At 64.6% G+C, this 14,505-nt stretch carries 15 protein-coding genes; 12 read left to right on the top strand and 3 right to left on the bottom strand.

Annotated elements, in window-relative coordinates; translation table 11 throughout:
- The first annotated feature begins 25 nt into the window (after positions 1 to 25).
- On the top strand, positions 26 to 1,147 hold the full coding sequence (locus C7455_RS00470) for an SPFH domain-containing protein (protein ID WP_109664041.1): 1,122 nt from the start codon (positions 26 to 28) through the stop codon (positions 1,145 to 1,147).
- A 47-nt stretch (positions 1,148 to 1,194) separates the two neighbouring features.
- On the opposite strand, the gene C7455_RS00465 is transcribed toward C7455_RS00470, so the two are convergent.
- On the bottom strand, positions 1,195 to 1,581 hold the full coding sequence (locus C7455_RS00465) for a CZB domain-containing protein (RefSeq protein ID WP_109664039.1): 387 nt from the start codon (positions 1,579 to 1,581) through the stop codon (positions 1,195 to 1,197).
- Positions 1,582 to 1,793: 212 nt separating this feature from the next.
- Here C7455_RS00465 and C7455_RS00460 point away from each other — a divergent pair, with 212 nt between their 5' ends.
- From C7455_RS00460 to C7455_RS00430, 7 genes are all read left to right on the top strand, one after another.
- Positions 1,794 to 2,945, top strand: a complete 1,152-nt coding sequence (locus C7455_RS00460; RefSeq protein ID WP_109664036.1) for a TFIIB-type zinc finger domain-containing protein — start codon at positions 1,794 to 1,796, stop codon at positions 2,943 to 2,945.
- 64 nt (positions 2,946 to 3,009) lie between these two features.
- Positions 3,010 to 3,936, top strand: coding sequence for a carbohydrate kinase family protein (locus C7455_RS00455; RefSeq protein WP_109664033.1), 927 nt, complete (start codon positions 3,010 to 3,012; stop codon positions 3,934 to 3,936).
- Positions 3,933 to 4,370: a D-aminoacyl-tRNA deacylase gene (dtd, locus tag C7455_RS00450; RefSeq protein WP_109664031.1), complete on the top strand. Its 438-nt coding sequence runs from the start codon at positions 3,933 to 3,935 to the stop codon at positions 4,368 to 4,370. The genes C7455_RS00455 and dtd overlap by 4 nt, the downstream gene beginning before the upstream one ends.
- Before the next feature lie 114 nt (positions 4,371 to 4,484).
- Entirely contained in the window at positions 4,485 to 5,912 is a 1,428-nt protein-coding gene (locus C7455_RS00445; RefSeq protein WP_211315418.1) for a circularly permuted type 2 ATP-grasp protein, read from the top strand.
- Positions 5,913 to 5,916: 4 nt separating this feature from the next.
- Positions 5,917 to 6,858: an alpha-E domain-containing protein gene (locus tag C7455_RS00440; RefSeq protein ID WP_109664028.1), complete on the top strand. Its 942-nt coding sequence runs from the start codon at positions 5,917 to 5,919 to the stop codon at positions 6,856 to 6,858.
- A 4-nt stretch (positions 6,859 to 6,862) separates the two neighbouring features.
- Entirely contained in the window at positions 6,863 to 7,666 is an 804-nt protein-coding gene (locus C7455_RS00435; protein ID WP_109664025.1) for a transglutaminase family protein, read from the top strand.
- A 33-nt stretch (positions 7,667 to 7,699) separates the two neighbouring features.
- Positions 7,700 to 8,440 carry a proteasome-type protease gene (locus C7455_RS00430; protein ID WP_109664023.1) on the top strand — a complete coding sequence of 247 codons (741 nt, stop codon included), beginning with the start codon at positions 7,700 to 7,702 and terminating at the stop codon, positions 8,438 to 8,440.
- A 131-nt stretch (positions 8,441 to 8,571) separates the two neighbouring features.
- On the opposite strand, the gene C7455_RS00425 is transcribed toward C7455_RS00430, so the two are convergent.
- Entirely contained in the window at positions 8,572 to 9,735 is a 1,164-nt protein-coding gene (locus C7455_RS00425; RefSeq protein WP_109664020.1) for an FAD-dependent oxidoreductase, read from the bottom strand.
- Positions 9,736 to 9,825: 90 nt separating this feature from the next.
- Complete coding sequence (gene dksA, locus C7455_RS00420; protein ID WP_109664018.1) at positions 9,826 to 10,293, bottom strand: RNA polymerase-binding protein DksA; 468 nt, start codon at positions 10,291 to 10,293, stop codon at positions 9,826 to 9,828.
- Between the two features lie 248 nt (positions 10,294 to 10,541).
- On the opposite strand from dksA, the gene C7455_RS00415 reads away from it, so the two are divergent.
- The 4 genes from C7455_RS00415 to C7455_RS00405 all read left to right on the top strand — a co-directional run bounded on the left by C7455_RS00415 (position 10,542) and on the right by C7455_RS00405 (position 14,438).
- On the top strand, positions 10,542 to 11,387 hold the full coding sequence (locus tag C7455_RS00415) for an AAA family ATPase (protein WP_109666012.1): 846 nt from the start codon (positions 10,542 to 10,544) through the stop codon (positions 11,385 to 11,387).
- Positions 11,388 to 11,686: 299 nt separating this feature from the next.
- Complete coding sequence (locus C7455_RS00410; RefSeq protein WP_425450622.1) at positions 11,687 to 13,048, top strand: DUF2927 domain-containing protein; 1,362 nt, start codon at positions 11,687 to 11,689, stop codon at positions 13,046 to 13,048.
- A 25-nt stretch (positions 13,049 to 13,073) separates the two neighbouring features.
- Complete coding sequence (locus tag C7455_RS20030) at positions 13,074 to 13,238, top strand: hypothetical protein (protein WP_170118960.1); 165 nt, start codon at positions 13,074 to 13,076, stop codon at positions 13,236 to 13,238.
- A 15-nt stretch (positions 13,239 to 13,253) separates the two neighbouring features.
- Positions 13,254 to 14,438 carry a vWA domain-containing protein gene (locus tag C7455_RS00405; protein WP_109664015.1) on the top strand — a complete coding sequence of 395 codons (1,185 nt, stop codon included), beginning with the start codon at positions 13,254 to 13,256 and terminating at the stop codon, positions 14,436 to 14,438.
- Positions 14,439 to 14,505: the final 67 nt, after the last annotated feature.

Raw genomic sequence — 14,505 nt, 5'->3', positions numbered from 1 at the left:
CGCTTTTCTAACAGAGGATTGCCAAATGCCGATCATGAATTTCATCAAGGGCCAGTTCATCGACGTCATCGAATGGACCGATGATACCCGCGACACGATGGTCTACCGCTTCGAGCGCTACGGCAACGAGATCAAGTATGGCGCCAAGCTGACCGTGCGCGAGGGACAGGTCGCGGTCTTCATCCACGAAGGCCAGCTGGCAGACATCTTTACCCCCGGTCTCTACATGCTCGAGACCAACAACATGCCGATCATGACCACTCTGCAAAGCTGGGATCACGGCTTTGCCTCGCCTTTCAAGTCCGAGATCTATTTCGTCTCGACCGCGCGCTTCACCGACCTGAAATGGGGCACCAAGAACCCGATCATGCTGCGCGACCCGGAATTCGGGCCGACCCGCATCCGCGCCTTCGGCACCTATACGGTGCGCGTGGCCGACGCGGGCCGCTTCATGACCGAGATCGTGGGCACCGACGGCGAGTTCACCACCGACGAGGTTACGAGCCAGATCCGCAACATCATCGTGCAGCAATTCAGCCAGACGGTCGCGGGCTCGGGCATTCCGGTGCTCGACATGGCCGCCAATACCGGCGAGTTCGGCAAGATCGTGGCCGACCGCATCTCGGCCACCATCACCGAATACGGGCTCAGCCTGCCCGAGCTTTACATCGAGAACATCTCGCTGCCGCCCGCCGTGGAGGAAGCGCTGGACCGCCGCACCTCGATGGGGGTGGTGGGCGATCTGAACAAATACACCCAGTTCCAGACCGCCGAAGCGATGCGCGCAGCCGCCGAGAACCCCGGCGGCGGGGGCGGTATGGGCGAGGGTCTGGGCATGGGCATGGGTCTGGCCATGGCGCAGGGCTTTGCGCAGACCATGGGCGGCGCGCAGGCGCAGCCCCATCAGGCGGCCCATGCGGCCCCCCCACCCCCACCCGTCGAACATGTCTGGCACATCGCGGTGAACGGGCAGACCACGGGCCCGTTTTCCAAGGCCGATCTGGGCCGCATGGCGCAAAGCGGCGAGCTGACGCGCCAGACCCATGTCTGGACCCAAGGGCAGGACGGCTGGAAGGTCGCCAATGACGTGACGGAGCTTGCGCAGCTTTTCACGGTGATGCCGCCGCCTCCGCCGCCCGGCGCGTAAGCTTGATCGTAGGGCGCGCGATCGCGCAGCGCCCTGCGGCCCTTGCGTCAGACGACGTGGCGCCGCCATTCCATCATGGCGGTGACAAGATCATTGGTGACGGCCTTGAACTTGCCCTCCTCGATCTCTTTGAGGGCGGCCTTGGCCTCGCCAGCGTTGATACGCTCGGCGACCGATCCGGCAGAACGGTGGAATTGCAGGTGCAGATCGCCGATGCGCCGCGCGTCGCGGTCGTTGGGATGGGTTTTCAGGTAGCCGTCAAGCCATGTGCCGAAGCGGCAGCTGTGGTTGTCGGCCACACGCGCGGGATCGAGATTGGACACTCCCGCCATCGCAGCCGCCTTGAGGCGCGTCTTCCACGCACCATGTGCGCCGATGGCTTCGGTGATTTCGGTTCTTGTCGTGGTCTCCGCCACGGTTCTTTGGCCTTGCATGTCAAACTCCTGATCCGGGGCCGGGCCGGTCGTCGGTCTGCCGGTTGCCCCTGAGCCTATCAACGTCACCGCCGGGTGAAGGTTGAGACCGGCTTGCCGCGATCGACGCCATGTCGCAGCCCGGACCGGACCAAGGGAAATCCCCCCTTGAACCGCGACGGCTGGCAGGGGATCACTGGACCATTGTCACCAGCAGCCTTTCGAAAGCCGCCATGTCGATCAGTTCCGATACCACCCAGGACCCGCGCCGCCCCGAGGACGAGCATCGCTTTCCCTGCCCGCAATGCGGATCGGACATGCGCTTTGCGCCCAGCGAGGGAAAACTCATCTGCGATCATTGCGGCCATGACGAAGCGATCGAGGACAAGACGGCCGGCCCATGGGGCGGTGAGGCCCCCGCACTTGTGGAACTGGATTACGAGGCCGCCATTGCGGCGAAACTGCCCGCACAAGAGATGGAGGAGACGCGGGTTTCCCAATGCCCGTCGTGCGGTGCGCAGGTCACGTTCACCGCCGCCAACCACTCCGCCGAATGCCCGTTTTGCGCCACGCCCGTCGTCACCGACACCGGCACGCATCGCCACATCAAACCCAAGGGCGTTCTGCCCTTCAAGCTGACCGAGAAACAGGCCCATGACGCGATGAACGGCTGGCTCGGGCGGCTCTGGTTTGCGCCCAACGGCCTCAAGGATTACGCCAAGAAGGGCCGCAAGATGGACGGCATCTATGTGCCCTACTGGACCTATGACGCCGACACCGCGACCCAGTATCAAGGCCAGCGGGGCGACGCCTATTATGTCACCGTGCGCGGGAACGACGGCAAATCGCGGCAGGAACGCCGTATCCGCTGGTCGCGCCGGTCGGGCCGCGTCGCGCGGTTTTTCGACGATATCTTGATCCTCGCCTCGCGCTCCTTGCCCAAGCGTTTCACCGACCGGCTGGCGCCTTGGGACCTCACGGCGCTGGACGCTTACCGGCCCGAGTTCCTCTCGGGCTTCCGCGCCGAGGGCTATACCGTCGAGCTTGCCGAAGGCTTCGAGGAGGCCAAGCAGATCATCGAGGCGCAGATCCGCGAGGATATCCGCCGCGACATCGGCGGCGACGAGCAGCGCATCGACAATATGCAGGTGCGCATCGACGATGTGACCTTCAAGCATATCTTGCTGCCGGTCTGGCTGGCGGCCTACAAGTATCGTGGCCAGACATTCCGTTTCGTCGTGAACGGCCAGACCGGCAAGGTTCAGGGCGAACGGCCCTGGTCATGGGTCAAGATCGCCATCGCGGTGGTGCTGGCGGCAATCGCCATCGGGGCCGGGCTTTATGTCTACGATTTGGTCGAAAACGGCGGGGCTGCGTTCAAATAAACGGCTGGCGTGTGGGCGCGCCGCGACTTAGGGACATGCCGCAGACCAAGACCGGAGGAAGTCCATGCTGCTTTGTGCGGGCGAGGCCCTGATCGACATGTTGCCGCGCCAGACCGACGCGGGCGAGGCTGCCTTTGCCCCCTATCCCGGCGGGTCGGTTTTCAACACCGCCGTGGCCGCCGCGCGGCTGGGGCTCAAGACTGGCTTCTTCTCGGGCCTCTCGACCGATCTGTTCGGCGACCGTCTGGCCGCCGTGCTGACTGCCTCGGGCGTCGATCACCGGCTTTCGGCGCGATCGGACCGGCCCACCACGCTGGCCTTCGTCACGCTGACGGGTGGACAGGCCAGCTACGCCTTCTACGACGAGAACACCGCCGGGCGGATGCTGACGGACGCCGACCTGCCCGCCCTGCCCGAGGATGTGACCGCAATCTTCTTCGGCGGCATCAGCCTTGCCGTGGAGCCCTGCGCCGAGGCCTATGCCACGCTTGCCGCCCGCGCGAACACCGACCGTCTGGTGATGCTCGACCCCAACATTCGTCCCGGTTTCATCGCCGATGAGGCGCGGTTCCGCGCCCGGATGGACCGGATGCTGAAAGCCGCCGACGTGGTCAAGATCTCGGACGAGGACATGGAATGGTTGATGGGTGCAGGCGCCCTGCCCGATCTGGCGGCGCGATTGCTGGACATGGGCCCAGCGCTTGTGCTGGTGACCCAAGGCGCCAATGGCGTCACGGCCTTCGGTGCGGGCGATCCGCTCCACGCGCCTGCCCCCAAGGTCGAGGTGGTCGATACCGTCGGCGCGGGCGACACGTTCAATGCAGGCTTCCTTGCCGGGCTTGCCGATGCGAACCGGATGGACAAGGCATCGGTGCGGGCGGGGCTTGCCCCCGATGTGCTGCGCGCGGCCCTTGATCTGGGGGTGCGGGCGGCGGCCGTCACGGTGACCCGCGCGGGCGCCAACCCGCCCCGCCGCGCCGATCTGGCATGAGGGCGCTGGTTCAGCGCGTCACCCATGCCCGGGTCGAGGTGGCGGGCGCGCTGATCGGCCAGACCGGGCCGGGCCTCATGATCCTTGTTTGCGCCATGCAAGGCGATGGCACGGCGCAGGCCGAGGCCTTGGCCGCGAAAATCGCCAAGCTGCGCATCTTCAAGGATGACGCGGGCAAGATGAACCGGTCGCTGTTGGACACCGGCGGCGGCGCGCTGGTGGTCAGCCAGTTCACGCTGGCCGCCGACACGCGCTCGGGCAACCGCCCCGGCTTTTCCACCGCCGCCCCGCCCGATGTGGGGGAACGGCTCTACCACCATTTCGCGCAGGCGCTCGCGGCGTTGGGACCCAAGGTGGAGACGGGTAAATTCGGCGCCGACATGGCGGTGAGCCTGACCAACGACGGCCCCGTTACAATCTGGCTTGAATCTTAGGCAAATTGCCTAAAGGCTGGGCGAAAATTCGGGGCGCAAGGCCAAACCCCACCGATCCTCTGGCCCTTGCCGCCCGGGTTTGCGCCAATGAAGACGGGTTTTCGACAGGATGACATGACTGACACGCCGCGCTTTTTCGACGAGATGCACCAGCACGGTGGGGCGCCGCGCGCGCCATACGACACCTACTGCGGCTGGTTCGGAAAGGAAGACCTGCGCGACCTGCGCAAGAAATCCAGCGATGCCGAGCAGTTCTTTCGACGCACCGGCATCACCTTCAACGTCTATGGTCAGGCCGAGGCGGATGAGCGGCTGATCCCGTTCGACATCGTGCCGCGCATCATCTCGGGGCGCGAATGGGCGCGGTTGACCCGTGGCATCGAACAGCGCGTGCGCGCGATCAACGCCTTTCTCTACGACATCTACCACCGGCAGGAAATCTTGCGCGCGGGCCGTATCCCAGTCGATCTGATCGCCCGCAACGAGGCATTCTTGCCGCAGATGATCGGCATGGCACCGCCCGGTAATGTCTACACCCATATCGTCGGTGTCGATCTGGTGCGCACCGGCGAGGATGAGTTCTACGTGCTCGAGGATAATGCCCGCACCCCCTCGGGCGTCAGTTACATGCTCGAAAACCGCGAGACGATGCTCCAGATGTTCCCCGAGCTGTTCACCCGCATCAAGGTGCAGTCGGTCTCGGACTATCCGCGCGACCTGCGCCGGTCGCTGGCGGCCAGCGCCCCCGCCAATTGTTCGGAGGATCGTACGGTGGCAGTGCTGACGCCCGGCATCCACAACTCGGCCTATTTCGAACATGCGTTTCTGGCCGACCAGATGGGTGTCGAACTGGTCGAAGGCCATGACATCCGCATCACTGACGGCAAGGTGCAGATGCGCACCACCCAAGGATACAAGCCCATCGATGTGCTGTATCGCCGGGTCGACGACGATTTCCTTGATCCGCTGAACTTCCGCCCTGACAGCCAGCTTGGCGTGCCGGGCATCATGGATGTCTACCGCGCGGGCGGGATCACCATCGCCAATGCGCCGGGCACGGGCATCGCCGACGACAAGGCGATCTACAGCTACATGCCCGATATCGTGGAATTCTACACCGGCGAGAAGGCCATCTTGCAAAACGTGCCGACATGGCGCTGCGGCGACGCGGACTCGCTGGCCTATGTCCTCGACCATCTGGCCGAACTTGTGGTCAAGGAGGTGCATGGCTCGGGCGGCTACGGCATGCTGGTCGGCCCCGCCGCGTCGAAAAAGGAACTGGCAGCGTTTCGGGCCAAGCTGACGGCGCGCCCGGCCAACTACATCGCGCAGCCCACGCTGGCGCTGTCGACCGTGCCGATCCTGACCAAGGCGGGGCTGGCGCCGCGCCATGTCGATCTGCGCCCCTTCGTGCTGGTGTCGCCCGACCGCATCTCGATCACGCCGGGCGGGCTGACGCGGGTGGCGATCAAGAAGGGCTCTCTGGTCGTGAATTCAAGCCAGGGTGGCGGCACGAAAGACACCTGGGTGCTGGAGGAATAGGGCGATGCTGGGCAAGACCGCAGGCGGCCTGTTCTGGATGTTCCGCTATCTGGAACGCTCGGAAAACACCGCCCGCCTGATCGAGGCGGGGTTTCGCATCGCGCTGACCCGCGCCGACGGCGACGACGACGAGTGGACCAGCGTCTTGCAGACGGCGGCCGTGGCGCATCTGTATTTCCAAAAGCACGAGCAGATCGAGGCGTCCAAAGCCATCGACTTCCTGCTGCGCGACGCGACCAACCCGTCCTCGGTGCTTTCGGCCATTTCGGCCGCCCGGATGAACGCGCGGCTTGTGCGCACCGCCATCACCCGCGAGGTCTGGGAGGCGGTCAACGACACCTACATGGTCCTGAAACAGGCACTGGCCCGGCCCGTCTCGGCCCGCGACCTGCCCGAGGTTCTGGCGCTGATCCGCCAGCAATCCGCGCTGGTGCGCGGCGCGATGCATGGCACAATGCTCAGGAACGACATCTTCGATTTCTGCCGTCTGGGCACGTTTCTGGAACGGGCCGACAACACCGCGCGTATCCTCGATGTGAAGTACTACGTCCTTCTGCCGTCGATCAGCCAGATCGGGTCGAACCTCGACAATGTGCAATGGGAAACGATCCTGCGCTCTGTCGCCGGCATGCGGGCCTATCGCTGGATCAACCAGGGCGAAAGCAACCCAATGGGGATCGCCGATTTCCTGATCTTCGACACCCGCATGCCGCGCAGTCTTGCCTTTTCGGTGAAGAAGATCGCCGCGAACCTCGGCTACCTCGAACGCAACTACGGCCTGCGCCACCCGTGCCATGACCAGATCGACGTGATCCTCGCCCGGCTGACCCACAACACCATCGAACGGGTGTTCGAGGATGGCTTGCATGAATTCATCACCGATTTCCTGACCGATGTGGCCCGTCTGGGCCATCAGATCGAGACGGATTACCGGTTCCTGGGATAGACGCATGCGCCTCAAGATCCTGCACACCACCACCTATCACTTCGAGCATCCGGTCTATTACGGGTTGCAACAGCTGCGCCTTGTTCCCAAAAGCCGGACCGGGCAGACGGTGGTGCACTGGAAGATGGAGATCGACGGCGGCACGCTTCAGACCGAATTCACCGACCACCATCAAAACCGCGTCTCGCTGATTTCCTTCGACAGTCAGGCAAACTCCATCGTCGTCCATTGCGAGGGTGAGGTCGACACGGCCGACACGGCGGGCGTGACTGGTCGGCATGCAGGCTTTGCTCCGCTTTGGTTCTTTCAGCACTCCACGGAATTGACCCGCGCGGGCACGCGGGTGCGCGCCTTGGCGCGCGGGTTGAAGGAGGAACAGCCAGAGGACATTGCCCGCCTGCACGCGCTGTCGGCGCGGATCACGGCCGCGGTGCCCTACGAGATCGGCCTGACGCAAGCGACCACCACCGCCGAGGAAGCCGTCGAGATCGGCGGCGGCGTGTGTCAGGACCACGCCCAGATCTTTGTCGCGGCAGCCCGCCACATGGGCTACCCGGCGCGCTATGTCTCGGGATATCTCCTGATGTCGGACCGGGTGCACCAAGATGCCAGCCACGCCTGGGCCGAGGCCTATATCGAGCCGCTGGGCTGGGTCGGCTTCGACGTGTCAAACGGCTATTCGCCCGATGAGCGTTATGTCCGCGTGGCCACCGGGCTCGACTACCGCGACGCGGCGCCGGTCAGCGGTTTGCGATTTGGCAAGCCCGGTGAGGCGATGTCCATCGACATCCAGGTGCAGCAGCAGTAACGCTTCGGGATACAGGCAGGGGATGGCAGGCGCATGACCTATTGCGTGGGGCTCAAGCTCGATCGCGGGCTGGTGTTCATGTCCGACACGCGCACCAATGCGGGCGTCGACAACATCAGCATATTCAAGAAAATGTTCCTATGGGAACGGCCCGGGGAACGCTCGATCACGCTGATGACGGCGGGCAATCTGGCGACGACGCAGGCCGTGGTGTCGCTGCTCAACGAACGCGCGAAACCGGCCGAGGAACGCGGCTCACCCTCCATCCTCGAGGCCCCGTCGATGTTTCAGGTCGCCAAGCTGGTGGGCGAAACGCTGCGCGAGGTCATCGTGGAGCAATCGGGCCGCATGGGTCTGGAGGCCGACAGCCCGTTTTCGGCCACGATGATCCTCGGCGGTCAGGTCCATGGCGGCGAGCCACGCCTGTTCATGATCTATCCCGAAGGGAATTTCGTCGAGGCCGCGCAGGACACACCGTTTTTCCAGATCGGCGAGACGAAATACGGCAAGCCGATCCTCGTGCGCGCCTACAATTCCGCGATGAGTTTCGAGGAAGCGGTGAAGCTGTTGATGCTGAGCTTTGATTCGACGATCAAGGCGAACCTTTCGGTCGGTTTGCCGCTGGACCTGCATCTGTATGACGCCGAGAGCCTGCGTACGGGCCAGGTGCGCCGCATCGAGCGCGACGATCCCTTCTACGAGATGATTTCCTCGGGCTGGGGCGAGGCGTTGAGGGCGGCCTTCGACGGGTTGCCGGCCTATTCGCTGAAGTGAACCTAGCAGGTCGCCGCGCCATGCGCGCCGACCTGCCGTGGGCCGTTTGCCCTGCCGCCATTGTCGCCGGGACCAGTGGCGTACCAATGGCGCGCGCCCTGAGTATTTTTGAAACAGGGTTAGGCGGCAGGTCAGGCTGTCACGTCGAACCGGTGCACCCAATCGAACTTGCCCGCCACCACATGCGGCGCAAACCGCTGCGCCGCCCGGAGCGCCGTATGGACCGCAAAGCGCATCGGACCGGGGCGCAGATGGTAATTCTCGGCGTTGTCATTGGCCGCCTGCACGATACGGGCGCAGCGCGGGCGGCGCAGCGCCTCGTAGCGGACCAGCGCCGTTCGCGTGTCGGGGTCTTCCGACAGGCACCGCGCCAGCACATACGCATCCTCCAGCGCCATGTTCGCACCCTGCGCCAGAAATGGCAGCGTCGGATGCGCCGCGTCACCCAGCAACGCCAAGCGGTGGTCTTGCCAGACCTGCGCGACCGGGTGGCGGAACAGACCCCAGAGAAAAACCTCCTGCGCGGCGTCCAGAAGGCTGCGCAGCTCGGGACAGAAATCGACAAAGGCACGCGCCAGATGTGCGGGGTCATCGCGGTGTTGCCACCCTTCGGCGGCCCAACCGTCGCGTTCCTCCACGGCCACCACATTGACCAGCCGCCGGTCGCGCAAGGGATAGCGCACCAGATGCCGTCCCGGCCCCATGAAGACATGCGCCTCGGGCGACATCGCGCTGTCGACGGGGATGGTGCAGCGCCAGGCCACCTGCCCGGTGAAGAAGGGCCGTGATCTTGGGTTCAGCGCGACCCGCGCGGGCGAATGGAGCCCGTCGGCGGCGATGGTCAGCCCATGGGACTCGACCGTCCCATCCATCAAGGTGATCGCGGTGCCCATAGGTTCGGGCGCGATGGCAGCGACCCGCGTTCCAAGGCGCATCACGACACCCGCCGCCTCTGCCGCCTCAAGCAGCGCGGCCACCAGATCGGCGCGGTGGACCAGATGCCACGGGTGATCGGCACGGCCAAGCGGGAGAGAGAACACTTCAGCACCGCGGCGGAAATCGCGCAGGCGCACCGCCTGAGACCGGGGGCTGAGGGCGGCAACGGCGTCCGCGACGCTCAGCGCCTGCAGCACGCGCCAGCCATTGGGGCTGATCTGGATGCCCGCGCCAACCTCGGTGATCTCAGGGGCCTGTTCCAGCACGGTAACTTGCGCGCCATGGCGTGCCAGCGCCAGCGCGGCGGCCAGCCCGCCGATGCCGCCGCCCACGACCGTCACCTCCTGCCCGATCAGCATACCTCGCCCCCCTGACCCGTCCCAAATGCAAAAGGCACCCCAAAGGGTGCCCCCGCCTTATTCCAGCCCGCACCCGCGGGCGCAGCGCGGTCAGTCGTCGCGATGGACCTTCTCGCGGCGCTCGTGACGTTCCTGCGCCTCGAGGCTCATGGTAGCGATGGGGCGCGCATCCAGCCGTTTGAGGCTGATGGGTTCGCCCGTGACCTCGCAATAGCCATATTCGCCCTCTTCGATCCGGCGCAGCGCGCCGTCGATCTTGGAGATCAGCTTGCGCTGGCGGTCGCGGGTGCGCAGTTCGAGGGCCCGGTCGGTTTCCTCGCTGGCACGGTCGGCGATGTCGGGAATGTTGCGCGTGCCGTCCTGAAGCGATTCCACCGTGCCACGACTTTCGTCCAGCAACTCGTTCTTCCAGGTGATCAGCTTGCGCCGGAAATATTCGAGCTGACGCTCGTTCATGAACGGCTCGTCCTCGGCGGGACGATAATCGTCGGGTAGAAACGTTTCGACCTTCATCTCGCTCCCCTCAGCGAAGCCGGCGTCGTCTTGTCGGTCTGGCATGACACCCTTCCGGCCCCTTGGCGCCCGATTACAAGACCCGGCGCTGCTTGTCGACACTCTTGTGCGTGATGGGTCACGATCGGGAAAAAGCGCAATCTCGTGCGCACCTTCGGGGCTGTTTTTCACGCGCTGCTACAGGGTTTTGCGCAGAATTCCCGCATGGGTTGAAGATGCCGCCCCTGCGCCCCCCGCCCTTTTCCCGCGCTCTGCGACAGGGTATGGCTGAGGTCACACCGGCGGAGGACCCGATGCTTACCCGTTTCGAAGGCAACGACAGCTATGTGGCGACCGAGGATCTGACGGTCGCGGTCAATGCCGCCGTGACGCTGGAACGCCCGCTGCTGGTCAAGGGCGAACCGGGCACCGGCAAGACGGAACTGGCGCGGCAAGTGGCGGCCTCGCTGGGCCTGCCGATCCTTGAGTGGCACATCAAATCGACCACCCGCGCCCAGCAGGGGCTTTACGAATACGACGCCGTCTCACGCCTGCGCGACAGCCAGCTCGGCGACGCGCGGGTCAATGACGTGAAGAACTATATCCGCAAGGGCAAGCTGTGGCAGGCCTTCGAGGCACCGACCAAGACCGTGCTCCTGATCGACGAGATCGACAAGGCGGACATCGAGTTTCCCAACGACCTGTTGCAGGAGTTGGACCGGATGGAATTCTTCGTCTACGAGACCGGCGAGACGATCCGCGCCGCAGTGCGCCCCATCGTCATCATCACCTCGAACAACGAAAAGGAACTGCCGGACGCCTTCCTAAGGCGTTGTTTCTTTCACTACATCCGCTTTCCGGACATGGAGACGATGAAGCGCATCGTCGAGGTGCATTTCCCCGGCATCAAATCCACGCTGCTGACAACGGCGCTCACGCAATTCTACGAGATCCGCGACCAGCAGGGGGTCAAGAAGAAACCCTCCACCTCCGAGGTGCTGGACTGGCTCAAGCTGCTTCTGGCCGAGGATCTGACCCCCGAGGACCTGCGGCGCGACGGGGCGTCGAGCCTTCCGCGGCTGCATGGCGCACTGCTGAAGAACGAACAAGATGTAGCGCTCTTCGAGAGACTGGCCTTTCTGGCCAAACGTCAGCGCTGATCTGTGCACAACGATCCGAAACCGAGCGTTTTTTTCGCCACACGAAACGAATCCGGCGAAGGTCGTCCGATTGTTCGTAGTCCATGGAACGATGGCAAATCATTGGCGATCCGACAGGAAACTTGGACAACGGAACCCAATTCCTGCCACATTCGGCCATCAATGTGCCATGAACTGATCATGATTGCCGAATCCCCGCGCGACGGTGCATGGACGAAACTCGCTCGCCGATGCCTGTCACGCACCTTGCCCACCGCGCCCCGCCTGCCAGTGATGAGACGCCCCTGATGTTTTTGCGCCTGCTGCATTTCTCTGTGCTCTCGGCTTTTGTCGTGTCGGGCTGCGTGTCAACCGTGCCGTCCCGCGACGTGGCCGAGCGTCGGGTGACCCCCGAAATCGTGCAGGCGATCCCGGCGATGAACCAGTTCGGCGCCACGCAGACCAGCGCGCCCGAGCGATCCAATGCGCAGATCGCCGCCGATTTCCTGGAGTTGTCCTTCCAGATGGAGTCGGGGCGCCAGATCGAACGGCTGTCACGGTTCGAGGGGCCGGTGACCATAACGGTAGCCCCCGGCGCGCCCGCGTCACTGTCGCCCGATCTGGACCGGCTGATCGACCGGCTGCGCACCGAGGCGCGCATCGACATCCGCCGCGTGCCTTACGGCACGCAGGCCAACATAACGGTCGAGACCCTGCCGCGCGAACGCATGCAGCGCTTCGTGCCCGAAGCCGCTTGTTTCGTCGTGCCCCGCGTCACGTCCTGGGCCGAGTTCCGCCGCGCCCGCAATTCCCGCGATATGGACTGGACCACGCTTGAGGTGCGCGAGCGCGTCGCGGTCTTCTTGCCCAATGATGTCGCCCCTCAAGAGGTGCGCGATTGCCTGCACGAAGAGGTGGCGCAGGCGATGGGTCCGCTCAACGATCTCTACCGGCTCGATGACAGCGTGTTCAATGATGACAATTTCCATGCCGTTCTGACCGGCTTCGACATGCTGATCTTGCGGGCCTATTACGATGACGCGATCAGGTCCGGCATGACACGGGCCGAGGTCGCGGCCGTCCTGCCCGGTATTCTGGCGCGGCTGAACCCGCGCGGCGAGGGCGTGGGTGGCCCGGTCGATCAAAGCCCGACGCCGCGCGCGTGGATCGAGGCCATCGAGACCGCCCTTGGCCCCGGCACCCGCGCACCTGAGCGCGTCATCGCCGCCGACCGCGCTGTGACCATCGCCCGCCAGTCCGGCCTGTCGGATGCGCGTCTGGCCTTCAGCTATTTCGCCCTTGGCCGCCTGTCGCTGGCGACCGATGTCGAGGGATCGGTCAACGCCTTCCTCGCCGCTGCCAACATCTATGACCGGATCGCACCGGGCGGAATCCACGCGGCCCATATCGACATGCAACTGGCCGCCTTCGCGCTCAGTTCCGGCCGCGCCGACGAAGCGCTGCGCCTCAGCGGTCAGGCACTGCCGGCCGCGACGCGGGCGCAAAACGCCTCGCTCCTGTCGACGCTCTTGATGATCCGGGCCGAGGCGCTGGATGCCATGGGCCGCGCGTCCGAAGCGCGTCAGGTCCGCCTCGACAGCCTTGCCTGGGGTCGCTATGGCTTCGGCAACACCGCGGCGGTGGGCGCGCGCCTGACAGAGGTTGCAGCGCTGGCCCCGTGACACCAGACCGGGCGGGACAAGAACCATGCTGAACTTGATTGGGGGCGCCTGCGGCATCGCGCTGGGGCTTATCGTGGCACGCCGCAAGGGCGGCAATCGGCTTGATCTGCTGCATTACGCCACGATCTTCGGGATCATCGGCTTCTTGCTCGGGGCATTCGCCATGCTTGTGATCCCCGCCCCTGCCTGACATGCTCGGGGCACGATGTTCCTGCCCTTTTTCGAAACGCTCCGCGCCGCCCGTATCCCCGTCAGCTTGCGGGAATACCTGAGCTTTCTCGAAGGCGTGTCGCGCGGCCTTGTCACCTATGATGTCGACGGGTTCTACTACCTTGCCCGCACCGCGATGGTGAAGGATGAACGCCATCTCGACCGGTTCGACCAGTGTTTCGCCCATGCCTTTGGCGGGCTTGAGGCGATCACCCCCGAGCAGGTGCTGGAGGCCGCAGAGATCCCCCCGGAATGGCTGGAAAAGCTGGCCGAAAAACACCTGACCGAAGCGGAACGCACCGAGATCAAAGCTTTGGGCGGCTTCGACAAGCTGATGGAAACGCTGCGCGAGCGTCTGCGTGAACAGCAGGGCCGCCATCAGGGCGGATCGAAATGGATCGGCACCGCAGGAACCTCGCCCTTCGGGGCGCATGGATACAACCCCGAGGGCGTGCGCATCGGGCAGGACCAAAGCCGCCACCGCCGCGCGGTCAAGGTCTGGGACAAGCGCGATTTCAAGGACTTCGCGGACGATGTTGAACTTGGCACCCGCAACATCAAGGTGGCACTGAAGAGGTTGCGCCAATGGGCCCGCGATGGCGCCGCCGAAGAGTTGGATCTCGATGGCACGATCCGCGCCACGGCAGAACAGGGCTGGCTCGACGTCAAGACGCGGCCCGAGCGGCGCAACGCGGTCAAGGTGATCTTGTTTCTCGACGTGGGCGGGTCGATGGACGATCACATCCGCGTGGTGGAGGAGCTGTTTTCCGCCGCGAAATCCGAGTTCAAGCATCTGGAACACTATTATTTCCACAATTGCCTGTATGAAAGCGTCTGGCGCGACAATCGCAGGCGTTGGACGGAAACAATCCCGACCCATGAGGTGATGAACACCTACGGGTCTGATTACAAATGCATCTTCGTGGGCGACGGAGCCATGTCACCCTACGAGATCGCCTTTGCCGGCGGCGCGAACGAGCACTGGAACGAGGAGGCCGGACAGGTCTGGCTTGAACGCGCCCGCACCCAATGGCCCAATCACCTGTGGATCAATCCCACGCCCGAGCGGGCCTGGGGCTACACCCAGTCGATCGGGATGATCCGCGAGATTTTCGCGGGACGTATGGTGCCTATGACGCTGGAAGGGTTGACGCGCGGCATGAGGGAACTGGGGCGATGAGCGACCCTGCGACATCGGGCCCATCGGTCAAGCGCCCGTTGCCGACCCCCTTCGTGCGCCCCATATC

The sequence above is a fragment of the Roseicyclus mahoneyensis genome (assembly GCF_003148775.1).
Classification (GTDB): domain Bacteria; phylum Pseudomonadota; class Alphaproteobacteria; order Rhodobacterales; family Rhodobacteraceae; genus Roseicyclus; species Roseicyclus mahoneyensis.
This window is presented reverse-complemented; position numbering and strand designations above follow the sequence as displayed.

Excerpts from the sequence above, each read along its gene's own strand:
- C7455_RS00470 (WP_109664041.1), top strand. The coding sequence starts at position 26 with ATGCCGATCATGAATTTCATCAAGGGCCAGTTCATCGACGTCATCGAA.
- C7455_RS00465 (WP_109664039.1), bottom strand. The coding sequence starts at position 1,581 with ATGCAAGGCCAAAGAACCGTGGCGGAGACCACGACAAGAACCGAAATC.
- C7455_RS00460 (WP_109664036.1), top strand. The coding sequence starts at position 1,794 with ATGTCGATCAGTTCCGATACCACCCAGGACCCGCGCCGCCCCGAGGAC.
- C7455_RS00455 (WP_109664033.1), top strand. The coding sequence starts at position 3,010 with ATGCTGCTTTGTGCGGGCGAGGCCCTGATCGACATGTTGCCGCGCCAG.
- dtd (WP_109664031.1), top strand. The coding sequence starts at position 3,933 with ATGAGGGCGCTGGTTCAGCGCGTCACCCATGCCCGGGTCGAGGTGGCG.
- C7455_RS00445 (WP_211315418.1), top strand. The coding sequence starts at position 4,485 with ATGACTGACACGCCGCGCTTTTTCGACGAGATGCACCAGCACGGTGGG.
- C7455_RS00440 (WP_109664028.1), top strand. The coding sequence starts at position 5,917 with ATGCTGGGCAAGACCGCAGGCGGCCTGTTCTGGATGTTCCGCTATCTG.
- C7455_RS00435 (WP_109664025.1), top strand. The coding sequence starts at position 6,863 with ATGCGCCTCAAGATCCTGCACACCACCACCTATCACTTCGAGCATCCG.
- C7455_RS00430 (WP_109664023.1), top strand. The coding sequence starts at position 7,700 with ATGACCTATTGCGTGGGGCTCAAGCTCGATCGCGGGCTGGTGTTCATG.
- C7455_RS00425 (WP_109664020.1), bottom strand. The coding sequence starts at position 9,735 with ATGCTGATCGGGCAGGAGGTGACGGTCGTGGGCGGCGGCATCGGCGGG.
- dksA (WP_109664018.1), bottom strand. The coding sequence starts at position 10,293 with ATGCCAGACCGACAAGACGACGCCGGCTTCGCTGAGGGGAGCGAGATG.
- C7455_RS00415 (WP_109666012.1), top strand. The coding sequence starts at position 10,542 with ATGCTTACCCGTTTCGAAGGCAACGACAGCTATGTGGCGACCGAGGAT.
- C7455_RS20030 (WP_170118960.1), top strand. The coding sequence starts at position 13,074 with ATGCTGAACTTGATTGGGGGCGCCTGCGGCATCGCGCTGGGGCTTATC.
- C7455_RS00405 (WP_109664015.1), top strand. The coding sequence starts at position 13,254 with ATGTTCCTGCCCTTTTTCGAAACGCTCCGCGCCGCCCGTATCCCCGTC.